34 protein-coding genes and 1 pseudogene are annotated in these 26,394 nt (G+C 42.5%); 20 read left to right on the plus strand and 15 right to left on the minus strand.

The annotated features are described in order from the left end of the window. Nucleotides 1-35: 35 nt before the first annotated feature. Complete coding sequence (locus UCH007_RS05085) at nucleotides 36-575, plus strand: MarR family winged helix-turn-helix transcriptional regulator (protein WP_156171839.1); 540 nt, start codon at nucleotides 36-38, stop codon at nucleotides 573-575. A 624-nt stretch (nucleotides 576-1,199) separates the two neighbouring features. On the opposite strand, the gene UCH007_RS05090 is transcribed toward UCH007_RS05085, so the two are convergent. The 5 genes and pseudogenes from UCH007_RS05090 to UCH007_RS05105 form a co-directional block, all read right to left on the minus strand. Further along, nucleotides 1,200-2,723, minus strand: a complete 1,524-nt coding sequence (locus UCH007_RS05090; protein ID WP_046961234.1) for a reductive dehalogenase — start codon at nucleotides 2,721-2,723, stop codon at nucleotides 1,200-1,202. 182 nt (nucleotides 2,724-2,905) lie between these two features. Continuing rightward, nucleotides 2,906-3,001, minus strand: a pseudogene (locus UCH007_RS07930) (radical SAM protein); the annotation flags it as partial. After that, nucleotides 2,998-3,741 (minus strand): diphthine--ammonia ligase, encoded by a 744-nt coding sequence (locus tag UCH007_RS05095; protein ID WP_046961235.1) that lies wholly within the window; start codon nucleotides 3,739-3,741, stop codon nucleotides 2,998-3,000. The gene UCH007_RS05095 and the pseudogene UCH007_RS07930, both read right to left, overlap by 4 nt. Nucleotides 3,742-4,010: 269 nt before the next feature. Continuing rightward, nucleotides 4,011-4,286 (minus strand): hypothetical protein, encoded by a 276-nt coding sequence (locus UCH007_RS05100; RefSeq protein WP_046961236.1) that lies wholly within the window; start codon nucleotides 4,284-4,286, stop codon nucleotides 4,011-4,013. A gap of 112 nt (nucleotides 4,287-4,398) precedes the next feature. Beyond that, nucleotides 4,399-5,919 (minus strand): reductive dehalogenase, encoded by a 1,521-nt coding sequence (locus UCH007_RS05105; RefSeq protein ID WP_046961237.1) that lies wholly within the window; start codon nucleotides 5,917-5,919, stop codon nucleotides 4,399-4,401. A 180-nt stretch (nucleotides 5,920-6,099) separates the two neighbouring features. Here UCH007_RS05105 and UCH007_RS05110 point away from each other — a divergent pair, with 180 nt between their 5' ends. Further along, complete coding sequence (locus tag UCH007_RS05110; RefSeq protein ID WP_052753401.1) at nucleotides 6,100-6,729, plus strand: MarR family winged helix-turn-helix transcriptional regulator; 630 nt, start codon at nucleotides 6,100-6,102, stop codon at nucleotides 6,727-6,729. Nucleotides 6,730-6,748: 19 nt separating this feature from the next. Here the strand turns inward: UCH007_RS05110 and UCH007_RS05115 are convergent, their stop codons facing one another. The 3 genes from UCH007_RS05115 to UCH007_RS05125 all read right to left on the minus strand — a co-directional run bounded on the left by UCH007_RS05115 (nucleotide 6,749) and on the right by UCH007_RS05125 (nucleotide 9,875). After that, nucleotides 6,749-7,747 carry a recombinase family protein gene (locus tag UCH007_RS05115; protein ID WP_082111141.1) on the minus strand — a complete coding sequence of 333 codons (999 nt, stop codon included), beginning with the start codon at nucleotides 7,745-7,747 and terminating at the stop codon, nucleotides 6,749-6,751. A 128-nt stretch (nucleotides 7,748-7,875) separates the two neighbouring features. Further along, nucleotides 7,876-9,222: a sensor histidine kinase gene (locus tag UCH007_RS05120; RefSeq protein ID WP_046961238.1), complete on the minus strand. Its 1,347-nt coding sequence runs from the start codon at nucleotides 9,220-9,222 to the stop codon at nucleotides 7,876-7,878. After that, the gene (locus UCH007_RS05125) at nucleotides 9,219-9,875 is read right to left on the minus strand and encodes a response regulator transcription factor (RefSeq protein ID WP_231854681.1); all 657 of its coding nucleotides are present in this window, start codon (nucleotides 9,873-9,875) and stop codon (nucleotides 9,219-9,221) included. The genes UCH007_RS05120 and UCH007_RS05125 overlap by 4 nt, the downstream gene beginning before the upstream one ends. Nucleotides 9,876-10,033: 158 nt before the next feature. On the opposite strand from UCH007_RS05125, the gene UCH007_RS05130 reads away from it, so the two are divergent. The 5 genes from UCH007_RS05130 to UCH007_RS05150 all read left to right on the plus strand — a co-directional run bounded on the left by UCH007_RS05130 (nucleotide 10,034) and on the right by UCH007_RS05150 (nucleotide 12,340). Then, a complete protein-coding gene (locus tag UCH007_RS05130) occupies nucleotides 10,034-10,705 on the plus strand; it encodes a hypothetical protein (RefSeq protein ID WP_046961240.1) in 672 nt (223 codons plus the stop codon). Between the two features lie 120 nt (nucleotides 10,706-10,825). After that, nucleotides 10,826-11,014 carry a PLDc N-terminal domain-containing protein gene (locus tag UCH007_RS05135; RefSeq protein ID WP_012882280.1) on the plus strand — a complete coding sequence of 63 codons (189 nt, stop codon included), beginning with the start codon at nucleotides 10,826-10,828 and terminating at the stop codon, nucleotides 11,012-11,014. A gap of 107 nt (nucleotides 11,015-11,121) precedes the next feature. Continuing rightward, entirely contained in the window at nucleotides 11,122-11,532 is a 411-nt protein-coding gene (locus UCH007_RS05140; RefSeq protein ID WP_172644174.1) for a hypothetical protein, read from the plus strand. A 27-nt stretch (nucleotides 11,533-11,559) separates the two neighbouring features. Continuing rightward, nucleotides 11,560-12,045 carry a hypothetical protein gene (locus UCH007_RS05145; protein ID WP_023652555.1) on the plus strand — a complete coding sequence of 162 codons (486 nt, stop codon included), beginning with the start codon at nucleotides 11,560-11,562 and terminating at the stop codon, nucleotides 12,043-12,045. 154 nt (nucleotides 12,046-12,199) lie between these two features. Continuing rightward, nucleotides 12,200-12,340, plus strand: a complete 141-nt coding sequence (locus UCH007_RS05150; protein ID WP_023652557.1) for a hypothetical protein — start codon at nucleotides 12,200-12,202, stop codon at nucleotides 12,338-12,340. Nucleotides 12,341-12,411: 71 nt separating this feature from the next. Here the strand turns inward: UCH007_RS05150 and UCH007_RS05155 are convergent, their stop codons facing one another. Further along, complete coding sequence (locus UCH007_RS05155) at nucleotides 12,412-13,170, minus strand: LamG domain-containing protein (RefSeq protein WP_046961241.1); 759 nt, start codon at nucleotides 13,168-13,170, stop codon at nucleotides 12,412-12,414. Nucleotides 13,171-13,803: 633 nt separating this feature from the next. On the opposite strand from UCH007_RS05155, the gene UCH007_RS05160 reads away from it, so the two are divergent. The 7 genes from UCH007_RS05160 to arsB all read left to right on the plus strand — a co-directional run bounded on the left by UCH007_RS05160 (nucleotide 13,804) and on the right by arsB (nucleotide 19,476). Next, the gene (locus UCH007_RS05160; protein WP_023652561.1) at nucleotides 13,804-13,944 is read left to right on the plus strand and encodes a hypothetical protein; all 141 of its coding nucleotides are present in this window, start codon (nucleotides 13,804-13,806) and stop codon (nucleotides 13,942-13,944) included. A gap of 54 nt (nucleotides 13,945-13,998) precedes the next feature. Then, nucleotides 13,999-14,361 carry an iron chaperone gene (locus UCH007_RS05165; RefSeq protein ID WP_023652562.1) on the plus strand — a complete coding sequence of 121 codons (363 nt, stop codon included), beginning with the start codon at nucleotides 13,999-14,001 and terminating at the stop codon, nucleotides 14,359-14,361. A 171-nt stretch (nucleotides 14,362-14,532) separates the two neighbouring features. Continuing rightward, the gene (locus UCH007_RS05170; RefSeq protein ID WP_012882287.1) at nucleotides 14,533-14,787 is read left to right on the plus strand and encodes a Smr/MutS family protein; all 255 of its coding nucleotides are present in this window, start codon (nucleotides 14,533-14,535) and stop codon (nucleotides 14,785-14,787) included. A gap of 716 nt (nucleotides 14,788-15,503) precedes the next feature. Next, complete coding sequence (purU, locus tag UCH007_RS05175) at nucleotides 15,504-16,358, plus strand: formyltetrahydrofolate deformylase (RefSeq protein ID WP_046961244.1); 855 nt, start codon at nucleotides 15,504-15,506, stop codon at nucleotides 16,356-16,358. Between the two features lie 188 nt (nucleotides 16,359-16,546). Next, nucleotides 16,547-17,365 (plus strand): hypothetical protein, encoded by an 819-nt coding sequence (locus tag UCH007_RS05180; protein ID WP_046961245.1) that lies wholly within the window; start codon nucleotides 16,547-16,549, stop codon nucleotides 17,363-17,365. A 180-nt stretch (nucleotides 17,366-17,545) separates the two neighbouring features. Then, the gene (locus UCH007_RS05185) at nucleotides 17,546-18,175 is read left to right on the plus strand and encodes a peptidylprolyl isomerase (RefSeq protein ID WP_041331188.1); all 630 of its coding nucleotides are present in this window, start codon (nucleotides 17,546-17,548) and stop codon (nucleotides 18,173-18,175) included. Nucleotides 18,176-18,411: 236 nt separating this feature from the next. Beyond that, nucleotides 18,412-19,476 (plus strand): ACR3 family arsenite efflux transporter, encoded by a 1,065-nt coding sequence (arsB, locus tag UCH007_RS05190; RefSeq protein ID WP_046961246.1) that lies wholly within the window; start codon nucleotides 18,412-18,414, stop codon nucleotides 19,474-19,476. A gap of 19 nt (nucleotides 19,477-19,495) precedes the next feature. Here arsB and msrA read toward each other — a convergent pair whose 3' ends face one another. The 5 genes from msrA to UCH007_RS05215 all read right to left on the minus strand — a co-directional run bounded on the left by msrA (nucleotide 19,496) and on the right by UCH007_RS05215 (nucleotide 22,215). Next, nucleotides 19,496-20,032, minus strand: coding sequence for a peptide-methionine (S)-S-oxide reductase MsrA (gene msrA / locus UCH007_RS05195; protein WP_046961247.1), 537 nt, complete (start codon nucleotides 20,030-20,032; stop codon nucleotides 19,496-19,498). Further along, the gene (locus UCH007_RS05200; protein ID WP_041331193.1) at nucleotides 20,029-20,403 is read right to left on the minus strand and encodes a methionine-R-sulfoxide reductase; all 375 of its coding nucleotides are present in this window, start codon (nucleotides 20,401-20,403) and stop codon (nucleotides 20,029-20,031) included. Before UCH007_RS05200 ends, msrA begins: the two co-directional genes overlap by 4 nt. 131 nt (nucleotides 20,404-20,534) lie before the next feature. Further along, nucleotides 20,535-21,107, minus strand: a complete 573-nt coding sequence (locus UCH007_RS05205) for a flavodoxin family protein (RefSeq protein ID WP_023652569.1) — start codon at nucleotides 21,105-21,107, stop codon at nucleotides 20,535-20,537. 289 nt (nucleotides 21,108-21,396) lie between these two features. Continuing rightward, entirely contained in the window at nucleotides 21,397-21,729 is a 333-nt protein-coding gene (locus UCH007_RS05210; protein WP_023652570.1) for a TfoX/Sxy family protein, read from the minus strand. Nucleotides 21,730-21,747: 18 nt separating this feature from the next. Further along, a complete protein-coding gene (locus tag UCH007_RS05215; RefSeq protein WP_023652571.1) occupies nucleotides 21,748-22,215 on the minus strand; it encodes a hypothetical protein in 468 nt (155 codons plus the stop codon). 268 nt (nucleotides 22,216-22,483) lie between these two features. Between UCH007_RS05215 and UCH007_RS05220 the strand changes: the two genes are divergently transcribed. The 3 genes from UCH007_RS05220 (at nucleotide 22,484) to UCH007_RS05230 (ending at nucleotide 23,786) form a co-directional block, all read left to right on the plus strand. Continuing rightward, on the plus strand, nucleotides 22,484-22,783 hold the full coding sequence (locus UCH007_RS05220; protein ID WP_023652572.1) for an autorepressor SdpR family transcription factor: 300 nt from the start codon (nucleotides 22,484-22,486) through the stop codon (nucleotides 22,781-22,783). Next, the gene (locus UCH007_RS05225; protein WP_046961248.1) at nucleotides 22,783-23,448 is read left to right on the plus strand and encodes an SdpI family protein; all 666 of its coding nucleotides are present in this window, start codon (nucleotides 22,783-22,785) and stop codon (nucleotides 23,446-23,448) included. The genes UCH007_RS05220 and UCH007_RS05225 overlap by 1 nt, the downstream gene beginning before the upstream one ends. Nucleotides 23,449-23,591: 143 nt before the next feature. Beyond that, entirely contained in the window at nucleotides 23,592-23,786 is a 195-nt protein-coding gene (locus UCH007_RS05230; RefSeq protein WP_041331198.1) for a YgaP family membrane protein, read from the plus strand. Nucleotides 23,787-23,798: 12 nt separating this feature from the next. Here UCH007_RS05230 and UCH007_RS05235 read toward each other — a convergent pair whose 3' ends face one another. Beyond that, nucleotides 23,799-24,359, minus strand: coding sequence for a flavodoxin family protein (locus UCH007_RS05235; protein ID WP_023652575.1), 561 nt, complete (start codon nucleotides 24,357-24,359; stop codon nucleotides 23,799-23,801). Between the two features lie 122 nt (nucleotides 24,360-24,481). Here UCH007_RS05235 and UCH007_RS05240 point away from each other — a divergent pair, with 122 nt between their 5' ends. The 3 genes from UCH007_RS05240 (at nucleotide 24,482) to UCH007_RS05250 (ending at nucleotide 26,367) form a co-directional block, all read left to right on the plus strand. After that, entirely contained in the window at nucleotides 24,482-24,709 is a 228-nt protein-coding gene (locus tag UCH007_RS05240) for a hypothetical protein (RefSeq protein WP_023652576.1), read from the plus strand. Between the two features lie 155 nt (nucleotides 24,710-24,864). Next, nucleotides 24,865-25,065: a hypothetical protein gene (locus UCH007_RS05245; RefSeq protein WP_012882303.1), complete on the plus strand. Its 201-nt coding sequence runs from the start codon at nucleotides 24,865-24,867 to the stop codon at nucleotides 25,063-25,065. Nucleotides 25,066-25,290: 225 nt separating this feature from the next. Further along, the gene (locus tag UCH007_RS05250; RefSeq protein ID WP_046961249.1) at nucleotides 25,291-26,367 is read left to right on the plus strand and encodes a type IV pilus twitching motility protein PilT; all 1,077 of its coding nucleotides are present in this window, start codon (nucleotides 25,291-25,293) and stop codon (nucleotides 26,365-26,367) included. Nucleotides 26,368-26,394 lie beyond the last annotated feature (27 nt).

Below are 26,394 nucleotides of genomic sequence, written 5' to 3' on the forward strand. Positions count from 1 at the left end.
CTTTAAATCTGTGATCGGAGTTATACTTGTTCATTATGGATTATTCTAAATTTAAAAATCTCAAAATTGGACATTATTTAACCATACTTTTGCACCACAGCTCTCATCTTAATCATAAGAAACTGGAACAAGAATTAAGAAAAGTTGGCTTAACCGTTGAAAGATTTATAATACTGCACGCAATTTGCACACTGGGCGGGATAACCAATCCCTCCAGTATTACCCGAGAAACCATATTGGAACCACATGCAATATCTGCTGTTCTTATAAGAATGGAAAAAGACGGACTAATTACCAGAACCGCTTATGCTAAACCCAAAAATATGATACGGATAGAACTCACGGACAAAGCTAAAACTGTGGTCGAACAGGCTTGGAAGATAATACCTGATTTAGATGAATTTTGGGAAGGCTGCCTAACAAATGATGAAGTGCAAACCCTTATAGATTTACTTGAGAGAATTAAGAAATATAATCTGCCTTTTATCTACGGAAATAAGAAAAATTCAGGTCAGGCAAAACCTATACACAATAACAAGACGGGTTCTTTAACGGGTTTCCAGGCAAAAATATAAACCCTTATTTCCACACTTTGAAATAACCAAAGATGCTTACGATATTGGAAAATTGATAGTTTGGTTTCTTTGTCTAGTTTATGTGATATAAATACGTCTGTCGGATAATCCAACCAGCCTCGTAGTAAGCATCAATTTTCTCGGCATAATTATCCTTGCTTTTGACTGAAAAAGTGCGGCTAATCTTACTCATAATAAAGCCTTATTCTAAGTTTGAATATACTTAAGAAGGTATTATTAACATATTAAAAGAATCGAGGAAAGCAGAAGGCCTACATACTATACTCAAGGGGGACTTGGCCCCCCTTGAGTATAAATAATTACTGTTAAGTTCGCTTGTTTCTTCGAAGTGCCAACTGCCAAGGAAGAATTAATAATACAACGGTTGGTATGCCCATGAATAACAGGATCATATAGGCAGGTTCGTATTCTGATTCCGCTAAACTGCCGAAAAAGTTTTGGACAGTGAAAAATAAAAGTATCATACCTGCTATACCCATTAGCCATTCATAACAGGTTAGTGACATGTTCTTACTTCTAAACCAAATAAACAAACCTACTAAGACAATTCCTAATAGAATCCCCTCTAATAATATCACTTTTGTTCCTCCTAATTCGTTAGATCTAACGCCCTAAAAGCCTTGCATAGTTTAAATCTGAGGTAGCTGAACCTAAATCTCGGTTCCACCAACCATCGAAATCACTATCTACATTGCTATATCCAAAGAACCTGTCAGAATCAGCAAAAAATCTATTAAGAAGTGAGGTATTTGATACCGTTGCCTTAATAAGATTATGCATGGAAGCAAAATTCTTTTGAGAGAAAACACAATATCCCTGACAATATGAACAGCCGCGACATCTCACATAATCAACATGCCAATTTTTAACCCCGGGTCTGCTCCATGTATTAGGTGTGCCAGCGGGTATACCATATTCGGGCCTACCTAACTTTGATGGTGATAATTCCCAGGTGGGTTCCTTATCCTTATTTATAGCTTCATTAGGGCAGAGGTCAGCACACACACCGCATGTTTCACAGAACTTAGTTATTCCAGCATCTATTGGAGGAGTAGGTGCAACCGGTAAATCTGTAAATATTCCCAGATTTACCCGGTATGCAGAACCTAATTCAGGACTTATACCAATTCCATGTCTGCCTATCTCATTCATTCCTGCTAATGCCCCTCCCCCAGTGTTATAGACCCAAACACTTTCCGAACGCAGATATCCTAATACCTTCAAGAAAGTCTGCATGCGGATAAGAAGAGTGAGGCGTTGATTGTAGCCCATTACAAATGAAGACACATTCATAGCATGCATGCTGGTATTCGTTTTAGGATCACCAAGAATACGCATAGTATCAAAAGGCTGTGTCACCTGCAAAACTATGACATATTTCATTTTATTCGGTAGTACCTTTACGGGTGTAGGAAAACCTAAAGCAGGTCCGGGTGTTATCAATCCACCGGTATAATACGGAGTATCGCAATCTTCCCATTTTGTCGCATCTGCAAAAGTGAGTTTTTTGATTTTATCATCCACTTCAAGAAAACCGACTTTATATGCTCCAAAATAATGAGCGGCCGCCCGTATCATCTTACTTGCTTCTTCAGGTGTCCCAGACCAGCGGGGAACTTTTTTAAACTTTGGCTCATCAGGCCAACCCCAATCTGGCCAAGCTTCAGGATTAGGATCCTCATTGTTTACCTGAGGGCCTGTGGGATCTGCTCCTAACACCTCATCCACAGAATAGTCATGTAAACCGCGCTGTAATGCCCCCATAAGAAGTGCATAATCTTCCATACGATATCCGGGTTTATTGGGATCCATCTTTGAGGGATTAGCTTGAGCGTCCTGATGGACAAGATAACCGGGATAAGGGCCAGGATATGAAAAACCATCCACGCCAGTTTTCATAGAGAAACTGGGGGTAAGCATATCCCAATCTACTTCCATAGTAGGATTACCAGCCGGACGCTGTTTTACCCACCACGGATAAGACATGTTATCGGGAGTACCAGAGACAAGTTCTTCCAGATCATGAAACATCGGCGTAACAGCCGATGCAGCACCCAAACCAGCCCCAGTTAGACCCAGACCTTTCATAAATTCTCTTCTAGAAAGCGTCGAATGATAATTAGGCATATAGATCTCCTTTCATCTTCCGCAGACTTTCCTGCTGTCATCCGGTCTCTTCCGAAAGTCAGTTTACTTGCTCTCTCCTTTCGGTACTCTATTCCGAACAATCATATTTCTATATAGTATATTCACTTATGATTATCTCTTGTGTATTTCACATGTTACATATTGCGCACCTAAATGTCAATACAGAAACAGCCCTTGCACCCCGGGTTACACTCCATCCAGTGGTGAAACACCGCTGAGCGGTAGCTCGGCTCGTATATCAGGTGGTAGACTTTCATACTGCTTCCGTTGAGACCAGAGGGCTTCGGTCAGCTTTCTTGCTCTCCAAGCGGCAGCGCTTGATATCCATGTACCAGACGCCCATACCTCCAAATTTGGCCTGTTCGTCAAATACCCTGTCCCATTCCTCTATGACCAGCCGTGACTTGAAGATAGGCCCGTCGGTTACAAAGGTGTGGTAATAGCCCACGTTCCCGTTCGGCGATAAACTGTGCCGCAGCTTAAGCTCCGAGAGCATTTCCTTATCCAGCTTGCGCCCCAGCCAGCTTTCTCCCAGCTCGGTGCTGTCTGCCGCCAGTATCCGTACCTCAAACCCCAGCTCTATCAGCTCCCCAAGCAGGGTGGCGCGGTTGTCCTCCCAGAGCGGCAAGTGGTATTCCATACCGGTTGGCTCACAGACACTCTTTATCCAGTTAAGGTGCTTTCCGGCAAAACTGTTGCCTATATTGACGTCCCCGAAGACTACCCCGTTAACCCCCTCTTCCTTAAGGCGGCTAAGCATACGGCGGTAGTTGTCATCGTACCCCTCGGCGGCTGACGGCCACTCCAGCAGGGTTATGCCTATTGCTCCGGCCTGCATCCTGAGTGTTTCCGGTGAAAGCAGGTGAGGCCAGAGCCTGCCGCTGCTTTTGGTGATTATGCTGGCCAGGTATTTGACCTTAAGCCCGCTCTTTATAGCTTTATAACAGGCAAGAGTGCAGTCTTTGCCCCCGCTCCACGATACTATTACTTCTTTCATACTTTGCTCCATTTCAAATAGCATCACTGATTTACTCAAAAATAACAAAAACGATATTCTGACATTCTCATCAAAAAAGTGTTTGTTAGCATTTATATTAAAATCTTTAACTCAAATAGAAATTAGCAGGTAAACCTACCTTAATACTGGAGAGTGTTTGATTGCAGTCCAGGCCTAACTTATTAATTAACTAATAAATACCAATCCAAAACTTCGGTCATAAAAACATAGAGGCTGGAGGACTAAATCTTCAGCCTCTATCCTCAGTCTCAAACGTTGTTATTCTTATGCCGTAAAATTAATCTCCAACTCACTCCTAAGAGGATAAGACCAGGCAACCCAGTGACTAATAAGAACATCATAGCGGGTTTGGTTTGAAACTCTTCGACAGACCCGAAGTAATTTTGTATGGTGAAGAAAAGTAAAACTAATCCAACAATTCCTACTAGCCATTCATACCAAACCATTAACCTGATTTTATCTTTTAACCACCAGATCACACCTAAAACCAAAATACCGAGAATAAAACCAACAGCTAGCCACATTTTTATCTCCTCAATTTTGTGTTTAGTAATCTTTTGAAAATAAAACTAATCTACAAATCAAATTTGCATTCAAGCAAAAATATTTATATCAATTACGTCTAACAAGATTACTTTAATGCCCAAGCAATTGGGCATACGTGATACCACTTGGATTTTTATTCAGATCACGATCCCACCATTCTGTATAGTCACTATTCACATCATCATAACCAAAATATCTGTCCATACTGGCAAAAAAACTATTGAACATAGATGTATTTGAAGCAACAGCTTTAATCATGTTGTGAGTGATAGCAAAGTTCTGTTGAGAAAAAACACAATACATTTGGCAATATGGACATGTTTGACATCTAACATAGTCTACTGGCCAATGCTTTACACCATATCTAGTCCAAGTATTTTTAGTACCCGCTGGAATACCATACTCAGGGCGTCCAAGTTTAGTGGGGGGTTGTTCCCAAGTTGGTTCTTTTTCTTTATTTATGGCTTCATTCGGGCAAAGGTCAGCACATACGTTACAAGTTTTGCAAAAACGCATTAACCCTGCATCAATAGGAGGAGTTGGTTCAACTGGTAGATCAGTAAATAATGTAATATTTACTCGATAAGCAGAACCTAAGGTCGGGCTAATCCCGAGAGCATGCCTACCTATTTCATTTAATCCAGCCAGTGCACCTGCACCAGTGTTATAAGGTATAGCATTCCCAGCCCCAATATATCCTAGTACCTTCAAAAAAGCTTGCATGCGTCTCATTACTATGTGATTCTGATTATAGCCCATGCATGTTCCTGCTTCAGCGATAGGGCCACGACCGAATTCATCAAGATTATTAAGCAATCTGCTGGTATCATACGGCTGAGTTACTTGGAGGACAACGACCCACTTACATTTGTTCGGGATTACAGCGACCCGTGTAGGAAATTTTAAAGCAGGGCCAGGACTTACTAGTTCGCCGGTATAGTATTGTTTATCGCAATCTTCCCATTTTATGGCATCAGCAAAAGTGAGTTTCTTAACCTTATCATCTACTGCTAAAAATCCGACTGCATGCGCCCCATAGCAATATGCTGCAGCCCTGATCATACGATTGGCTTCTTCAGGAGTTCCACTCCAGCGTGGAACCTTTTTAAACTTAGGTTCATCAGGCCAACCCCAATCTGGCCAAGCATCTGGATATGGATCCTGATTATTTTTTTGAAGTCCTGCAGCTGGCGGACCTAGGAAAAAATCTACAGAAGTATCGTAATGAGCCAATTGCGAAGCACCCATTAACAAGGCATAATCTTGCATCTTAAATCCAGGTTTATCAGGATCCATATGGGATGGATTCAATATAGAATCCTTATGAATCATGTATGCAGGATAAGGGCCCGGATAGGACATACCATCCACACCAGTAGAAATAGAAAAGCTTGGCGTCAGCATATCCCAATCCACTTCAACAGTTGGATTTCCATGCTCCCTTTCTTTTACCCACCATGGATGGGCGGATTCCCCTATATAAGTTGAAGCTAATTCATCCAAATCATGAACCAATGGCGTAACAGCCGATGCAGCACCCAAACCAGCCCCAGTTAGACCCAGACCTTTCATAAATTCTCTTCTAGAAAGCGTCGAATGATAATTAGGCATATAGATCTCCTTTCATCTTCCGCAGACTTTCCTGCTGTCATCCGGTCTCTTCCGAAAGTCAGTTCGTTATTTTCTCCTTTCAGTACCAACTTCTAAGCTCAAATCGCTCCATCAAATATTTACACATGTGAATTTCATATATGATTTTCCATAGTACATTCTGTTCGCCGAGATGTCAATATGGAAATTGGTCATGCTAGAAAATGTAATTTGTATATTTTGCTTACTATGTTTGCCATATCTATATACGCGAGCTATAATGCATACATTATGGATTATGCAAAATTCTCAGATATTGGAATTGGCCATTACTTGGTTATACTTCTTAATCACAGTTCTCTTCTAGATCACAAATACCTTTCAAAAGAATTGAAGAACATCGGGTTGTCAGTCGAAAGGTATATTTTACTGCATACAATTTGTCTTCTTGGGGGAGTTACAAATCCTGCCGCAATTACCAGAGTAGCTCTACTCGAACCCCATGCTATTTCTACTTTACTAATAAGAATGGAAAAAGACGGACTGATTACCAGAACATCCTACGATAAACCAAAGAATATGGTAAAAGTAGAGCTAACTGAAAAAGCCAAAGGATTAATAGAACAGGCTTGGCTAAAGATGCCGAAAATGGATGAATTCTGGAAAGACTGTTTAACCAACGAAGAAGTTAAAACACTTTTAACATTACTTGAAAAAGTAAGGGAACACAATCTACCCGTCATATATGGGGATAAAAAGCGATCATATATTCCAATTCCAAAATATGATCCAAAAACAAAAGCCTTAACCGGCTTCTACTCAAAACTATAACAAAGTCACCTACTCGAATTTATTTCGCGACATACGCTTCAAAAGGCAGATATCCCCATGTTCGTGCAATGGTGAGTACGTTCAAATCAAGGTAACCTTTGATGCTTACACCTTCCGGAGTGGCTGAAACTTTCAAATCCAGATAGGTGTAAGCATCTTTCTTTTCAGCGTTCGAGCAACTATCTAAACAGGGTACCACCTTCGCACAAAGTTCTTTAATGCTCTCCTGCATCTCCAAAGCCTTTACCAGGTTTTCTTTAGCCTGGATAAGACCATTCAGGCGCACCTGATCTGCTTCCCGTTCTTTTTTCATAAGGTTTATTTCATCCAGAACAATATCCGGTGTTGCTAAATCCATGCGCAGTACATTCATAAGACGCCGTTCCTGCCCAGCATATCCTTTAAGACGGCGGCTTAATTCTTTAATCTCCTTATCCATTGTACCTGTTGAATAGTGGGCCTTTTCATTTTCCACCTGTTTGCCCACTTCAGCTAACAAAAGTTCAGGCTGGCTAAGAACGCTTTTCACTTTATCCCAAACCACTTCTTCAAGCCAATCAGCTCTAACATAATGGGCATCACATATCTTTGCCCTTGATGCCGTGGGATACGTTCCACGACAATGGTAATAACGATAATTCCCACGCAGACAGTTGCCAACTAGTGGACTACCGCACTTTCCACAAACAGCAAATCCGGTTAGTGGATATTCATGTTTAGCTTTTCCAGAGTGGAGCCCTCTCAGTTTCGCAAGGGCAGACTGTGCTTGTTCAAATAACTCCTGGCTAATAATAGCAGGCGTAACATCTGTAAGAACGTGCCAAGTATCTTCGTTTGTTTTCTTATGATCTTTGCCAGTAGTACGACCAAAATAAGTTATCCCTGTGTAAGCTTTATTATGAAGTACCCGATTAACAGTCCGTGCTTCCCATTTTTTACCCGTTATATATGGAAATAAAAAGAATTTAAGTGCGGTAGAACCTGTATATGACGACACCGGGACATTAAAAAGCTTCATAGCATCCAGCTAGGCATACTTTCTGTTTACTAGTCATCCACATAGGCATCAGTTAATCAGCCTCATGATAACCGGTTTTAATACCGCCATTCTAGTCAAATTCACATAAACAGCGAATATCCGTTTGGTTATGAGGCACTTTGAGGTAGAAATACTTTAAATTCGGAGCCTTTACCCTGTTCGCTAATAACCTCAACCCGCCCTTTATACAGTTCCGAAGTGCCCTTCACTATAGACAAGCCTAGTCCTGTACCTTCTATATCCCAGTCACCCCTATAAAACCTGTCAAAAATATGGGGCAGGTGTTCCTTGCTTATGCCGATTCCGCTGTCTTGTACAGATACTACAATAAACCCGTCCTCTTCCTTCAGGGAAATGCTCACTTCACCCCCTGACGGGGTGTATTTCACAGCATTGGATAAAAGATTATCAAACAGACGGTTAAACTGCTCAGCTTCGCCGTATATGCTTAACCCATGTTGAATCTGGCGAACAGATTTTATTTTTTTTATTTGCATAGCGGTCTGCCATTTATCAGCACTACTTTCCAAGGCAGCACCCAAATCTATTTTTGAGCTGTGTGACGGACGCGGGCCGGCATCAAGGCTGGCAAGTGTCATCAAATCATCTATAATAAGGGTCATCCTCTCTACCTGTTTGACGATATTTTTAAAAGCCTGCCGATACTCTTCGGAATTCCGTTCTTTCCTCAGGGCCAGCTCGGACTCTGCGCGTATCACGGTAAGGGGGGCTTTAAGGTCATGAGAAGCATCTGAAGTAAAACGGTGCTGACTCTGAATAAAACCATATACACGGTCAAATAGTGAATTGAGAGTTGAGGAAAGCTGTCCCAGTTCATCATTTTGCTTTACCGGAATACGATCCTTCAGATTAGCCGGATTGATACTATCGGTAGTTTGGGCAATCACCTTAACCTGTCTGAAAGATCTATGAGCCACAAAATACCCGAACACCGCAGCGATAATAAGGGCGAATGGAATAGTCATATAAAGTACGTGTTTATATTCATCCAGGGTACGGTAGATATAACTGGCATCACCTACATATACAAGCAGCAGATTAGCTTCAGAAACATGCTCATACCGGGTCACATATAAACGTATTTCAGGATCAGATGTTTCCAGCAGCATGCAGGGTATATCTCCGCTGGTAGCGCAGATATCTGAAACAGACGCTAAAACTGTAGATTCATACACCTCACTACCGAACACATTTCCGGTTTCTATATCATAAACATACACTAAATCAGCGGATACACTTCCCGCATAATACAAATTGTTATCACTGCCTTGGATTATCAATCCCTTGGCTTTTTCGGCTTCGCCAGCCAGAGAACTATCCAGATTGCTGAACAAATCATATGATAATAAAAAATACGATGTAAAACCAAAAAACCAAAGAACAATCAGCAATACCAGTGAATATATGACAGTAAGCTTAGCCTTAACACTCATCTGTCTAGCCTGTATCCCGCCCCGCGCAAGGTTTTGATAGGACCAGTCCGCGCATCCCAGCCAAGCTTTTGGCGTAACTTTTTTATAAGCGAATCAATTGAGTTTGAAGCAGAGGTACTTTCTGCTCCCCAAAGATGTTCTTCCATCATTGACCTGGTAATAAGCACGTTTGGCATAGTGATGAAGTATTCCAGCATTTGAAATTCCGCCGCAGTCAGTTTAATCTCGTTGTTACCATTTTTGACTTCATGGGATAAATTATTAAAAAATATGCCGCCTATTTCTACAACAGGTGCCATAACCCTTGATGCCCTGCGTTGCAATGCCCGGATACGGGCAAACAATTCGCTGTAAGCAAATGGTTTACAAAGGTAGTCATCTGCCCCTGCATCCAAACTTTTTACCTTTGATTCAAGGGTATCTCTGGCTGTCAGCATAAGAATAGATAAAGCGGCACCTTCGGCTCTAACCATACGGCAAACTTCAATGCCGTTTTTGTCAGACAGACCAATATCCAATATCATCAAATCAAATTCTCCATTCCGGGCAAAGTATTCACCCGAAATGCCGTCACAGGCATATTCAACTACATGCCCGAGCTCACCAAGCGCCCATTTCAGCGTTTGACACAGAGCTTTATCATCATCAACCAACAAAATCCGCAATTAACAAAACCTTTTATCTATTCGCTATCCATAATCCCTAATAATAGCACTATTTTACCCTCAATGGTCATCTGATAATCATCTATTGTTCATCTGGTGTTCATTTTCATATGCTAGGCTGTATTCAAAAGCTCTGAGGAGTGATTATGACTAAAGTAGTGTTTTCGATATTACTTGCAATCGTTATATCTATTCTGCCGGAAATGACCACAGTTTCTGCAATAGAACCCGTAAACAAATATTTCCCAAATCAGGGTACTCTTGATAGCACCTTTAAAACCCCACTTAGTCCCTCGGAAATAGTAGCCATGTACCCGATGTCCGCAGAAGAAGAAGCCAAAATTATCCAAGTTATACCCCAATGCCCTGTGAATGTAGATGGCACATGGTACAGAGCGGAAGAAATCACCCTTTTTAATGGGCAGCAACTCCATTTTACCACTGATAAAACAGGAGCACTGTACGCTTTTAACGATGCCAAAGCCATGGAAACATTTCTTGAAGCGGAATACGGGAAAATATATGACCTGCCATTTAATGGCAGTATACAAAACCTGAGGCTTGATCAAAGCGAACTTTTTAAAGACTGGATGTACTCAGGCGAACTTATGCAGCTTGCCCCGTTTATACAGTTATCCAATCTGGCATCACTGGGGTGGGATGATTGCATATCTTCCGCCAAAATTTGCAGCACGGCACCGGTTACACTCTGGGAATATTCCGGTTTTCAGGGCAACAGCTTTACCATGCCCGCAGATTCCAATCATGCAGCGTTAACATTTGAAGGGTGGAATGACAGGGCATCGTCTATATCTTAACGACATTTATATTTTTACCCCAGCCTTTTCCTCTGAAACGCAGAGAAAAATTAATATATAGGTTTGGAATGCTTAAATTTTGTGTTTAACAAGCCGTAAAATACCTGGAAAGAGTAGCTTATGCCGAAGCTTATAATACTTAGTCCCGCATTTATCTTATGGCTTATCTTTTGCAGTACCTTAACTGTATTTGTTGTGAAGGATGCAATAAAACGCAGCTACAGAAAAACATATATATTCTTTTGGGGAGTCTTCACGTTCTTCTTCCCCATGTTGGGTCCGACAATTTACCTTATAGTGAGAAAGTGAGTTTTATATCTACCCTTAAAATTCACTATCGCTCACCGGGTGGCGAGACAAAGTGAAATCCGGAGTAACTATATAAAACATAGGTAGACGGGATTAAAAACTATAAAATGTCCAGAATAAAAAATAGAGCGGTTCTTGTAGTATTATGTGGCGTACTGGCATTCCCCATGATAAGTTTTGCCGGGTGTGATAGTGACGAAGCATTATGGGGAGCAGCTCCGGTTTTTTCAGAAATTACTTATTGCGGGCATTTATACCGTAAATCAGGTGAAATAATAGCCAAACAGCAAACACCTGCTGATTTGCACCCCATAGGGATTTATGACACGGCAACAAATACAGCTACTGATTATACAGCTAGCAACTTTTCGTCTCCGGATACCAATGGCAGTGCTAATCCTGTTATTTATGCAATAGATGGAGTAGAACCGGAAGAGGCAATCGCACTAAAAGTCCTGCTCATTTCCCATAAGGGAACAGTGTGGTATTACTATTTCAGATATGACAGAGTATTATAAAATCAATATGTCAAAAAGGTGCATCTCATGAATGCAAAATTTCTGGCGCTATTTATCACTATCTGCCTGCTGGTGCAGCCGCTAACCGGTTGTTTGTCAACCGGACAATGCGGTTTCAGGCTTGTCCTGATGGACAGCGCCAAAGTATTGCTTACTGACCAGGATATTTCAGGTTTCAACTGCACCGAATGCGCCCTGATACTTAGTAAATCGGGAATTGAAAAGTGGAATGCATATTTGGGTTACAGTGATATACCCAAGCTTTCAAACGGGCTTTATTCCAAAGATTTTATTATCAGGATTGACGATGAAGAGATATGCCGGGGCAAATTCTGGTCGTCTGTTTCTTCAACCAGCACCGAAGGGGTAATCATAACCGATTGCGTAATGGAACTAACCAGCAGTTTTAACTGCATTTATTTACAAATCAACTATCCCGCCTGCCAGCCGCTCGAAGAGGCTATTACCGCTAAAATAAGAGGGTATTTTGAAAATCGCAATATTTCCAGTTAATACACTAAGATACACCGCAGGGGAATACATCGGTAAACTCAAGCACAAATAAATGGCTCGGGTTTACTCCAGATATATTGCAACCAGTTTTAGAAGTGTTTATTATTACACTACCTTTGGCATCTGTAGCCAATACGAACGGAAGGACTAAAACATGCGAAAAGACCGGATGATCGTCGGATTGCTTTGCATAGCATTTGCCGTATGGACATTCCTTTCAGACAACACAACCGGCCCTGCCATAGGCATAGGTATTTTAGGTATTATTACTTTGGCAATTGCCAGAAAAAAGTAAAGAAAAACAACCAAATATGGATTGCCGCCAAGTGCTTATCACAAGCTATTTTACAGTTAAATTGTAATATCTTACCCTTGATAAATAGTCAGTATTTCCGCAGGTGAAAGAGCACGGTTATAAATAGCTATTTCATCAATCAAACCTTTGTACAAAGTTTCGGTAAAATTCCTTCGTCCTATAAACCAGCTGCCTTCATAGGTGGGCAGAGCAGGAGAAGTATCTGTTACCTGAGTTACTAACTGGCCGTTACGGTAAATACTGTAATCATTGCCGGAACGGATAATTGCAATATGAGTCCACTGGTTTAAAGGAACATCAATTTCTCCAAATTCGTGCAACTCACTGTCCGCAGAGCGGTAGTCAAAACCAAAAAGGGCTTGATTATCCCAGCCGGAAAAGACATGAAACCTGTTTGAGTCTTCATTGTCACTTCGCGTCCAGAAAACAGGCCGGTGAGTGGTATCTGACGGGTTAATCCAGAATGAGATAGTAGCCTCGGCGGATTGGTGAAATATAAACGTCTGAGCCACCGTCACCCAGTTGTCCACTCCATTAAAACTTAAGGCATAACCTTTTTTGCCTGTAACCCAGCTAGCACCGCTTATTACGCCGTCATTATGACTGGAGGCAGAATCATAAATGGTATTTCCCGTACCCTCGTCCATATGCCACATGGTTACCAGCCCTTCCAAAACTTCTGTATTTTGGCTGGAGGGAGAGTTAACCGGTATGTTATCTCCGGCAGCCGGTGCAGTATTGCACCCGCCCAGCATTACTGCCGCCATGACAAAAGAAACCAGGGAAAGTGCCTTACGGCTTCGAAACATGGCAAACCTCCTAATGCAATTACGAAGATACCTGCTCAATTGATAAGATTTTAACCCCGCAGATTGGTAAATACAATCCCCGTATTTTTATCCGCAAAGATATACTATGCAGGTAACGGAAAGCTTGTTGCTCCCGCTTTGTCGTTACATTATTCAATCCTGCCGATTTCTTGGTAAGGCTGATACCCGCCAAATGGTACAGCGGAATATGCCTGAGTTAGATCCGGCCGCACCCGTTAATTTAAATAATATGCCCGCTCCCGCACATCTGTTTACGCCGGAACCATAGAATTCGAGATGCGTAAAAGTTTTAAACGCGGCTGACCTTTTAGATACCCTGCCTTAAAGCGGCAAACTTAGCATTACCGGCATAGGCAAAAAAGCATACCCCTGCCAAGTCTAGAACAAATTTCGGATATTTTTTAAGCAAACGAATGACTGTTATTCGAAAAAATCCCACAGGGTTTTGGCAGGCCGTTACTCACGCCTATCTCTTTGCCAATGCCCATTTCAATAAAACATCTAAAAGCATCTATTATCAATCATGCCGCTAAAGGGCAAATCTATCAAACTAGACTGTCTGGTTTCACCCCTTCATACCTGTGCGGATTAACAGTCAATAACAGGGCTGGTATGGAAAACATTAATCAAGCACCGGATACCCATGGACTGGCAATAAAATTTGAGCATAGAACTGCGGGGGTCTTCGATAGTCAGGTTAAGCCCTATCTAAATGCATATCCAAAATACTATATTGAAGCTGATTTGTTTTAGCCTTACAATAAGTTGTAATTATGCTACTGGAATCCGATAAAACAGGATTAATAAATGCGAAATACACCAGCTAAAAGCATAGACAACTATATTCAGGGGTTTCCGGAAAATGTACAGGCTATTCTTAAGGAGTTAAGGCAAGTTATCCGCGAACAGGCCCCCCAAGCCACTGAAACTATCAGCTACGGCATACCCACTTTTAAACTAAATGGCAACCTGGTGCATTTCGGAGCTTTCAAAAACCATATCAGCTTTTTCCCTACTTCCTCAGGCATACAGGCTTTTGAAAAGGAACTGGCACCCTACGAAATATCTAAAGGCACTGTCAGATTCCCACTTAACGAGCCTATACCTTTTTCTCTGATAAAAAAGATAGTGACCTTCCGAGTAAACGAGGTGTCCGCAAAAAGAATTTAACCATGTTACTTCTAAATGCTTTGCCCCTGTCATATATAAACCCGAAGTATCCCCCATCCTCCATCTTTTGTGCGCCAAAACCCCTAGTATTTGGCAAATGGTGACATTTAGTTTATGATTCACATATCCGGCATACACTCTGCCCACCAAATATATGAACGGTAAGAAGAAATGGCCAAACTGGTTTTAGATTTGCATGATATATACAACAAAGGCGGCCAGATAGAAGCCGAACTGCACAGGGTAATGAACCAAGCGGTTGAAAAGAAAATCAGCCCGGTGGAAATTATTCCCGGCAAGGGTTCCGGCCAGCTTAAAAAGCACGTCCTCAGATTCTTAGCTCAGCCGGATATTAAAAAACTCTATCACAGGCTGGAAAAAGACGATAAAAATTTCGGGCGGGTCTTTGTCCACTTCAAGTTTTAGCTAAAAATAACGCTTATCTCTTTTCTCACATACCTATCCGAAAAGTTTTGTTATGGCAAGGAGGGCAAATGCCCTCCTTTTGTATTTCATAATTTGAAAAACATACTTAAACCCTAAGCAAAGTTGAAAAATCCGTCAACCAACTTCTTAATCTCGTCATTTTTATTAAAAAAACGCTGGCTCAAGTCTTTGTTATTATACTTTTTCAGCATCTTGGTTATGCCAGCAATAACCCCTGCAGGGAAGACACCATTAGCCTCATAAACAGCCCTATCAGACTGAACAATAAAGTCTGGGGGCAAGACAGCTTTTAAATCTTGTATTGTTTTGTTCTTAATTCTCCCTATCTATTTAATTTTTAGTTCACTACATATAAAACTTATATCTCCAGCGTATATGGCTTATCCGTATTTTCCCCAGTCAAGGCTAATATCAGATCAATCGGAAATTTAACAAAGCTAAACGGTATACAGCTACCGCAAGAAATGCCGATTCCAATAATGGCAGATAAAAACCGGATAATTTTTCTGTTTTTTTACAACCCCGCGATGATTTTTATTACATACATTTTTCCAAAGAACTCAAACAATTATTTTTAAAGCGAATAATTTTTTATAAACGTTACAGAATTTGCCCCAAAAATCATAGCTAAACTGATTGTTTTGACACTAAATAACTGGTAGAGTATGTAATAACTTTTTAAAAAGAGAAAAAATATGCCCAGCGCTATACTGAAGATTCATTGCACAGATAAAAAAGGCATCATTTCCAGCATTTCAAGCTTTATTTGCCGTAATAACGGCAATATCATCACTTTGGACGAGTTTGTAGACCACCCGTCAAACACCTTTTTTATGCGTTTGGAATGGGATATCTTTGCCTTTTCACTAAGCCGTGAACAGATGGAAGCCGAGATTGCGGCTATGGGACTGGAATACAATTATGCAGACAACTGGCAGATATTCTACTCCGACAGGAAGCCCCGCCTAGCTATATTCGTATCTAAATATGACCATTGTCTGTGGGATATAATGCTTAGATACAAAGCCGGGGAACTGAAGTGTGACATCCCTCTGATTATCAGTAACCATCCAGACTTAAAGCAAATAGCCGACTTATTCGGCATTGATTATAAAGTAGTAAAGGTTACTCCCGATAATAAACTTGAGGCGGAAAATGAGCAGACACAGCTGATTTCCGAATACAATATAGATTTCATGATACTGGCCAGATATATGCAGGTACTTTCACCTGAATTTGTAGCCCGTTTTGAAAACAGGATAATAAATATTCACCACTCTTTTTTGCCGGCCTTTGAGGGGGCACGTCCTTACCATCAGGCTATCGAACGCGGGGTAAAACTGGTGGGTGCTACCGCTCATTTTGTAAATAACAATCTGGACAAAGGCCCTATAATCTGCCAGTCCACCATGCCCATAAGCCATGAGGATAGCGTAGAAGACCTGATGGTAAAGGGCAGAGATATTGAAAAACTGGTGCTTTCACAGGCAATGAAGGTATTTTTAGACCACCGTATCTTCGTACATAATAACCGTACTATCATTCTCTAGGGATTGCCAACCGGAGAAAATCTAAAACCGGCTTAAGGCGTACCCCAAAATGCCGCCTGATGCTTTATATTTCTGGTAAGGTTTTGTTATACTTACTTAGGTTGGTTTGGCCAATTGATCCAAAGTGCCTTAAAGGTGCTCTCCCGCATACATTCCAAACTGCCAATATTTTTTAAGAGGGCTAGTTTGTGAAAAAATGCCTCAGACGTATTGCCTTTATGAGCCTTGTTTCCCTGCTTTTGGTACTTTCCGCCTGTGGCGGAGGAAATGACCCTGACAGCAACCCATCTAATCCCCCCCCAGATGACAAATCCAATAATTCTTCCAATCCGCCGCCTGTATATGACCCCTATTCCCAGTATGAGGGGTACCTGCTGCAAGGATACCCTGAGCAGATGTGGCCGCTTTATGAGAGCAAGGCCATAAGCTCCTGCAATTTAGATGTGTTTTTCCCCGACTTTAATATGAACCCGGGATATGTATGTACTTACAACGTTGTTTACTACAGCGAAAAACCCAAAGCTGAGATTGTAGCTTATTATGCCGGGCTTGCCGGAAGCCTGAACCCCTCCAGCTTTTATGACGTGGACACTGATATAAATGATTATCACTTTACCGCCAGAGTTGTAGAAGAAGGCAGCCGTAATCTGATTTACCTGGCAGCTGATATGCCTGATAATTTTTATACCAAACATCCCCTTTGGGGGGATTTCCCGTCAGATGTATTCCCCGTTTTTAACCTTACCCAGCAGCGATACCATGACGTAGCCTGCCGGAGCAACGGAGACGGTGAACTTCAGTACACCAATCACTATAATTTCAGCGGCGGCAGACAAGCCGCAGTGGAATACTACCGCGCCCGGCTGCAGAATATGGCTGAATATGCCGAAACTATAAATTCGGATAGTACCTGCACCACTCTTTCCGGTGTAGTACGCGGCTTTGACTTTCAGGTATTGATTTACAATGACAACATTGCAATTTTCCTGGAAAAACCGTTTGACTAATACTCAAGCCTAAAACTAAAAGGGGCGGCTGTGATGCCGCCCTTTTCTATGCAGCCAACCTGTTTTCAAATATAAAATACAAAACAGCAGTTGGAAAAACACGGATTTTTCTGATACCATGGACAAGTACCATTTTTTTAAAACAGCCTGCACTATAATTCATATCAGAAAGGTAAACTAATGAAATCCACTAAAGCCCTTATTCTGGCTACACTGTTCCCCGTAACCCTGTTTGCCGGCAGTTGCAACGGCGGAGATGCCGTACCCGAAGTGACACCCATGTCATGGACTACCGCCCCCGCCATGCAAATAGACCCTGCCAAGCAGTATTATGCAACTGTTGAAACTACACTAGGGACTTTTAAAATTGAGCTATTTGCCTCTGAATCTCCCAAAACCGTAAATAATTTTGTATTTCTAGCCAAGGAAAACTACTACAACGGGGTAATTTTCCACCGCATAATAAAAGAATTTATGATTCAGACAGGTGACCAGACAGGTACCGGCAGAGGAGGCCCGGGTTACCGCTTTGCTGACGAACTGCCGGTGAAACACTCGTATGATCCCGGCATAGTTGCCATGGCAAACGCAGGCCCCAATACCAACGGCAGCCAGTTCTTTATTTGCACCGGCGCACAGGCAAAAAACCTGAACTACCAGCCCAACTACACCCAGTTTGGCAGGGTAATTGAAGGAATGGATGTGATTACCAAGCTGGCATCCGTGCCGGTGATAGGTAACAGCTATGGTGAGGTCAGCACTCCATCCAATCCCCCTAAAATTATAAAGATAACCATAACCGAAGGCTAAAACGGCCTTTACATAGGTAAAAATTAAAACCGAAGGGCGGCTTATAAAGAGCCGCCCTTTTTATGAGCAGAATTTTCTGCACCAAACACAACGCCTGATACAAACCGAAAAACACAATTAATATATCAGGTTTAATCCTGCAACAGGGAAGGCAGCTAGTCTTTTCCAAAGATAGTTGACTAATATCTAATTGTTCATTATATTTAAGCCAATATTCTAAACAAGGTGACAAGCTTTTGCCATCAAACGGAATAACAAATAAACTGCCCTTGATTGACCGGTTTTTGACACTCTGGATATTTCTGGCTATGCTTGCCGGCATCGGGCTGGGGTATTTTACCCCACAGACTTCAGATATTATCACTTCCTTTCAAATAGGCACTACCTCCATACCTATTGCTATAGGCCTGATCCTTATGATGTACCCACCTCTGACCAGAGTCAGATATGAAAAAATCCCTCTGGTTTTCAAAGACTTGAAATTCCTCAGCTTTTCTTTGCTTTTAAACTGGGTAATCGGACCTTTGCTTATGTTCGAGCTGGCACTCCTATTTCTGCGTGATTATCCCGAATACATGATTGGCATTATTATGGTGGGTCTAGCCAGATGCATCGCCATGGTAATTGTCTGGAATGAGCTTGCAAAAGGTGACCGTGAGTATGCAGTGGGTCTGGTAGGGATAAATGCTGTTTTCCAGGTACTATTTTACTCGGTTTATATATATTTCTTTATTACCTTCCTGTTAGGTAAAATGGGGCTGGCAGACGGGCTGGATATTGAACTCTCTATAGCTCAGGCGGCTAAAACTGTTTTCATTTATCTGGGGATACCATTTTTGCTGGGAGTTATTACCCGTTACAGCCTGCTGGCACTTAAAGGTAAAGACTGGTTTGAAAATCGTTTCATCCCCAAATTCAGTCTGATTACTCCTGTTGCCCTCTTATTCACTATTGTAATCATGTTTTCTCTGAAGGGAGAATACATTGTTGAACTGCCTCTGCATGTACTCCGGATAGCTATCCCGCTGGTTTTATATTTCGGCATAATGTGGTTCGGGGCATTCTTTATCAGTAAAAAACTTAATGCCGGTTACCCTAAAACAGCCGCAGTAGCATTCACCGCCAGTTCCAATGATTTTGAACTGGCCATTGCAGTAGCTATTGCCTTGTTCGGTTTAAATTCCGGTGAAGCCTTTGCATCTGTTATCGGTCCGCTTATAGAGGTACCAGCCCTGATTTTACTCGTAAACGCTTCCTTGCGGCTGAAAAGGAAGTTCTTTCCCGAAGCACCTTCTGCCTGAAAAGTCCGGCTATTTTAAATTATGTTATCTTCCGCAGTTTAGGTAAATATTCTTTCAGCTTGGCAAGTTTCGGCTGGATAACAAAGCGGCAGTAAGGCTGGTTGGAATTTGAGGCGTAATAATTTCGGTGATAGTCTTCAGCCACATAAAAATTTGAGAGGGGCAATACCTCGGTCACTATCCGCTTGGGAAAGACGGCACTTTCATCAAGAGTTGCTATTGCTGCTTCCGCCTGTGTCTTCTGGGCAGGCGTAGTATAAAAAATAACAGAACGGTACTGTGTACCTATATCGTCACCCTGCCTGTTTGGGGTTGTAGGGTCATGCATTTGGAAAAAGATATCCAGCAAAGCCGCATATGATACCACGGCGGAGTTAAATTTTAATCGGATAACCTCGGCATGTCCGGTGTCTCCGCTGCAGACCTGACGGTAAGTAGGATTCGGCAAATGGCCGCCTGCATAGCCGGGCTCAACTTTCGTCACACCCGGAAGGCTGCTAAATACCGCCTCCATGCACCAGAAGCACCCCCCACCGAATATGGCTGTTTCAGTCACTTGCCGCCGCCGGTCTCGGGCACAAACTTGATTGAAAGTGAATTTACACAATGACGGGTATTTTTGGGGGTAAAACTCTCCCCTTTAAATACATGCCCCAAATGCCCGCCGCAGGCAGCACACAGTATTTCAGTACGCCGCCCGTCAGGGTCTGGCTGGCGCTTAACCGCACCCGGCAATTCATCATCAAAGCTGGGCCAGCCGCAGCCTGAATGAAACTTATCCTTGGAGGAATAAAGAGGCGCGTTACACCGCCGGCAGACGTATTTACCATCTTTAAACAGATTTTCATACTCACCGCTAAAGGCTGGTTCGGTTCCCTTACGGACTATAACTGCTTCTTCTTCGGGACTCAGTTTATTATATTCCATATGTTTTATTCCTTTTATGCCTTTATACTTTTAGCATAATAAGCAAAAGGGCAAAACACAATACATTTTTTGAAAAACAACAGGGCTGTCTTTTAAAGAACAGCCCTATCGGAAGATAGTGTTTATAAACCTTAATTCAGTTTTTTAAGTAACCCAGCCATATTTTTACCCAGCAAGATAAAGGTGTTTTTACCTTCTTCATCTTTTTCAATATCACCCGGCGCCCCACCAAGGGTCAGATTCCAATAGCTGGAACCCGGGATTACCATCTGGTTGATACCAAAAAAGAAATTAATAGCCGAATAAACAAAGGTAGCGCCCGCCCGTCTGGCAGCAACCAGCGGCACACCTACTTTCCCCTTCAGCACATGGTTATTGGCTCTGGCTACCACCCCTGCCCGGTCAATAAGGGCCTTAACCTCCGTGCTGACATTACTGAAATATGTAGGTGAACCTATTATAATGCCGTCTGCCTCAAACATTTTAGCGATAAAAGTATTCATTTCATCATCACTGCGAGCACAACGCAGATTTTTGTTTACTTTGCACTGGTTGCATGCCAGACAGCCGAATACTCTCTTGCCGCCCAGCTGGATAAGTTCAGTCTGGATACCCTCTTTCTCCAGTTCCGCCAGCACTATTTCCAAACCACGTCGGGTATTGCCCTGCTCACGCGGACTGCCATTAAAGGCCACTACTTTCATGCTATAAATCTCCCTAATTACTGGTTATTTTTCAACGCATATATATAAGAAACAACCTGTAATTTTGCCGTTTGATACCCGTTTCTCTAATATACCATTTGAATTGAGATAGTTGTCAAAACCTGTAAAGCTCACTTTATCTGTATCCCCAAGATATTTTCAGCCAATAACTTACACTTTTCTTATAAAGGGGAAGGCCAATTCCAGATATACTATGTACCAAAATCTTAAGGGGGTTGAATTTACTCAAACCCCTTTTACTATCCGTTTTTCCGCACTATAAAGGATATTACTTTTTGGAAGCCTTTTTGGAAGCCATCAGCCTGGCTTGTGTAACCGAACGCTCCGCCCATTTTAAAAACAAAGCATCATCTTCAAATACATCTGCAGGTACCTCCCAATACGGCATAGGCTTAAACTGGTGACTAGCATATAACTGGTAATCAGCCAGATTGGTCTCACCGGCCTTGAAATATAAACTGTTTTCATCTGCCAGCAGTCCGAACATAAACCCTCCGGAATATATGCCGTAACCGCCGAACATGGCCCGGCTGTCAAGTGCGGGTAAGGAGGAAAGTTTATCCATAACTGACTGCAAAAATTCCTTTGTGGCTCTCATCATCTTGTCCTTTCCTGACAATCAGACTTTTTCATACAGGCCGCGAGCCTTGTTCTGCTGGACAATATTGTAGTATTCCTGATCTACACTGACCCCTTTTTCCCGCAGAACCCGCTCAGTCATTTCAACAGCATGATTCAAATCTAAAAACTGGTGCAGCCATTTTTGATGGTCTTCGGGATTTTGGGAATATGCCTGTGCAAATTCGGTATATTCTTCAGATATCTTTTTATACTGGTGGTCAAGAGTAAAATTACCCTTAACCCGGGGAAACTTAAAAACCTCTTTAACCCTGTTAAAATGCCTCTGGAATATATACTTGTCCACGTACCAGAAAACGCAGGCCAATACAAACTGGTTTAAAAGGAAGGCGGGAATAGTGGCTATGCCCAATTTATCCGCAAAAACAAACTGGATAAGGGCACCGGCAATACCGGAAAGCAGCAACCAGCGGCCGATTACGTAAATAAACCACTCTTTGGAAAACATATAAACTCCCCTCCTTGAACACCCTTTTTAAGCCTTTGCCAAGTGATTAATTATAGCTCTAATTTAAAAAACTTACACTTACTGAACCCCTTTTACCAATAGGTTTAGAACCGCTTGCAACCCTCATTTTACCCTCCCGCTCAGGTTACATTTTTTGTAATTGGAAACAGAACTAACGACTTTTAATCTGGCCTTCTTTGACAAATAACTGCTATCGCCTATATACTATTTCGGCATATGCCGAAATACTTTTTGGGGAGTGCGGCAGGTGGACAATCTAGTATTCAAAGCCTTATCAGACCCGAACCGGAGACAGATACTTAAACTCCTCGGTGATGCCCCTTTAAGTGCCGGCGAAATAAGCCGCGAATTTGATCTGGCACTATCCACCCTCTCGGGGCATTTTAAATTACTCAAAGAAGCCGGACTGATACGGGAAGAGAAAAAAGGCAACCATATATTCTACAGCCTGAATACCTCGGTACTGGAAGAAACGCTGAACCTAATGATGGAAATATTTAAAAAAGATAAACCAAACCTCCGTAATATAAAGCAGGAAGGGTCATAATGCACATAAACTGGAAAGAGCACCGCCTGAGTTTACTGATTATACTGGCAATGTTTATAACAGGGCTGATTACCTGGCCAAACTCCCCTGATTTGCTGCCGGTCCACTGGGGAATTGACGGTACTGTTGACCGCTACGGCGGCAAGTTTGAAGGGTTGCTTCTTATGCCCTTAATAAGCCTCGGCATATTCCTGCTTTTGATATATCTGCCATATCTTGACCCCCGCAAGGCCAACTACCTGAAGTTTGAAAAAGTGTACAGCATGTTTATCCGCCTAATAACAGTCTTCTTCGGGGGTATTTACGGCATAACTATACTTTATGCTTACGGAATTGTTGCCAATACCAGCACCTTTATACTGGTAATGGTGGGACTGCTGCTGGCACTGCTGGGGAATATGTTCGGCAAACTGCGTCCCACATGGTTTGTAGGCATACGCACTGCCTGGACTCTTACCAGTGACCTGTCGTGGGATAAAACCCACCGTCTGGGCGGCAAAATATTTGTAGGTGCGGGTTTGCTCATGATACTGGCAGGCATTACCAGCTTTACATGGCTGATGATTGCCAGCATAGCCGGCCTGCTTTTGGGTGTGATAGGTTTATTTATTTACTCCTACCTGATATGGAAGAAAGACCCTGCCGCCAGAACTTCCAGATTTTAGGTTTACAAATATAGTTTCGGCCATTTGTTGCTGAGGTGAAAAACCGCCGGCACTCCGGAATGAATTTATTACGTATATATACGTATTGCCCTTAATCGTACGAAGAGTAAAATAGGTAACAAATATCGTCAAGGAGTACAAACATGCCGAAGAACATGAGCAAAGCTGACCGCACTATACGCATTATTCTTGGCATCATCGCTCTGGCACTTGCCGTTTTCGTAACCACAGGCGGCTGGTCGGTATTACTTTATATAGTAGCGGCAATATTTATTGTAACTTCGCTGGTGGGCACCTGCCTGCTTTACATACCCTTTAAGATAAACACCAACAAATAACCGGTAAATTTGTCAGGATACACCCTTTAGGGAAGCTGCCAGCGTCTGCCCCATATCCCGGGCAAGGCTGATTAATTCGGTGTTGGTTTTTGCATCTCCCTCACGGGCAGCATAACCGGTCAAGACTACCAGTTCATGGGCTTTTACTTTAAAGCTGCTGTCCAGATACTGCACCAGAGTGTTCAGGGTATCATCCAACCCCTGTTCTTCGGCCAGTATCACCACCCCCACAGCTTTAAATTCCAATGATATATCATGCTTGTACAGAAAATAATGGCGGTCTATGAAGGCTTTGAGCTGAGCCGTCACGTTGTAATAATAAACTGGAGTAGCCACAATAAAGCCGTCTGCTTCGCGCATCTCATTAAAAATGGCATCCATATCATCATTTTGGGGGCATCTTTTATATCCGGCACAATTGTCATGTCCCAGACAGGGTTTGATATTTGCCTGGCTGATATCTATTTTTCGGGTCTCAATGCCCTCTTTTTCTAGCTCAGAAAGAACTTCATCAAGCAAAAACGCTGTGTTTCCCTGAGAACGCGGGCTGCCCATTACGGCCAGAACTTTCATAACAAACCCCTTTTATAAACGATATATATCATAATACCCTATACTGCCTAAACCGACTATACATCTTGACAAATATTTTGCTTCGGCTGATTATTATATGTCCGGTATTTTATGAGGTGAATATGTATAGCAGCGTAGTTGAACAAGCATGGCAAAGATGCGGCGGCAAATGCGAATGCAAAGACCAGTCTCATGCCCATACTTATATACGCTGTAGCCGCAAACTTGTCTACGAAAACAAAGATAAACCCCGCATTGACGGCTGGAAGGTGATTTACCTGACCGGAGCCGCAGCTGATACTGCTGAAAATATCCGCATTTATTGCCACAGTTGTTTTAAGCAGGACTAAAACGGATAGCCGACCTGACCGGATACAGATTGCCTGACAGGACAGTACCATTTTCCCCTTGTGTCTTGGGCAAATTACGTATTAGCACTAATAGCAATCCCGCTGAATATAAAATAAAATACATTTATACAGCCCTGTCTTAAAAGGAGACGTTTATGGGACATACCCATGAATGGGTAAAACAGGAGAGCGGGGTTTATAAATGCCTCTGGTGCAGCCGAACCATGACCAGAGATGACCTGTACCTATGGCTAACCGGGCAACGCAGCAGCCTTTCCCAGATTTGGCTGGATTCACCCGTCCGGGAGGAATTTTTGAACATCCGCAAAGCTGTCCAAACACGCAATCATATTTAACAGGCTATCAAAACCATACCTGCACTGAGTAAACAATAAAAGTGCGGCTGTAACTGTCTGTTGGGACAATACACATCTTGTTTCAGCCCTGCGCCTGCCTTTAGAACCTGCTTTAATGCAACTTCTATTGACATATGTACATTATAAGCTATTATACATATAATAAGTTATTCATCTGTTATATATCACACATTATGCTTATCTGCATTTTAGAGAGGTGCGGCCTTGATAGAGGTATATGAGCTTCTGAAACTGGTAGTGGACAAAGATGCTTCAGATTTACATATCAAAGCACCCACTTCACCTGTCCTGCGGATAAACGGAGACCTGATACGCCAAACGCAGTATCCGCCGATTACGCCGGAAGATGCCGAACACATTTTTCTGTCCATTACCAACCCTCACCAACAGGAAACGTTTGCCGCTGAAAATGAACTAGATTTTGTTTATTCCGTCACCAATCTGGCCCGCTTTAGGGTAAATGTACTCCGCCAGAGGGGCAGCCTGAGTCTGGCATTCAGGGTAGTCCCCTTTGTTATCCGTAATATAGACGAGCTTAATCTGCCTGTTATTCTTAAAAGCCTGATTATCCGCCCGCGCGGGCTGCTGCTGGTTACCGGCCCTACCGGCAGCGGCAAATCTACTACCCAAGCCGCCATGATAGAACATCTGAACCATTGCCGCAGATGCAATGTAATCACTATCGAAGACCCCATAGAATATCTTTTTCACGATAATGAATGCATTATATCCCAGCGTGAGCTTGGGGGAGACACCCGCTCTTTTGCAATAGCATTAAAACACGCCCTCCGCCATGACCCGAATGTAATAGTGATTGGCGAAATGAGAGACCTGGAAACCATATCCACTGCTATTGCCGCCGCCGAAACAGGCCATCTGGTAATAGGCACGCTCCACACTACAGACGCCCCGCAGACAGTAGACCGTCTGATAGATATGTTCCCGCCTTCCCAGCAGCAGCAAATACGTCTTCAGCTTTCCCAGGTAATTGAAGCCATTGTTTCCCAGACACTTATCCCCCGTATTGATAACAAAGGCCGTGTGGCCGCTTTTGAAATACTGGTGGCCAACAATGCCGCCCGCAACCTTATCCGCGAAGGTAAAACATTTGAACTGCTGACTGTGATGCAACTGGGTAAAAATGACGGCATGCAGACGTTGGATAATGAACTAACCCGTCTGGCAAAAGAAGGCATAATAAGCGTGGAAAACGCTATTTTGAAAAGCAGCAATCCTGAAAGACTGCGCAAAGCCTTATCCAATATATCTCACGGTTCCTGAAAATAAAGCTTTGCCCATGATACAAAT

The sequence above is a fragment of the Dehalococcoides sp. UCH007 genome (assembly GCF_001010485.1).
Lineage (GTDB): Bacteria > Chloroflexota > Dehalococcoidia > Dehalococcoidales > Dehalococcoidaceae > Dehalococcoides > Dehalococcoides mccartyi_A.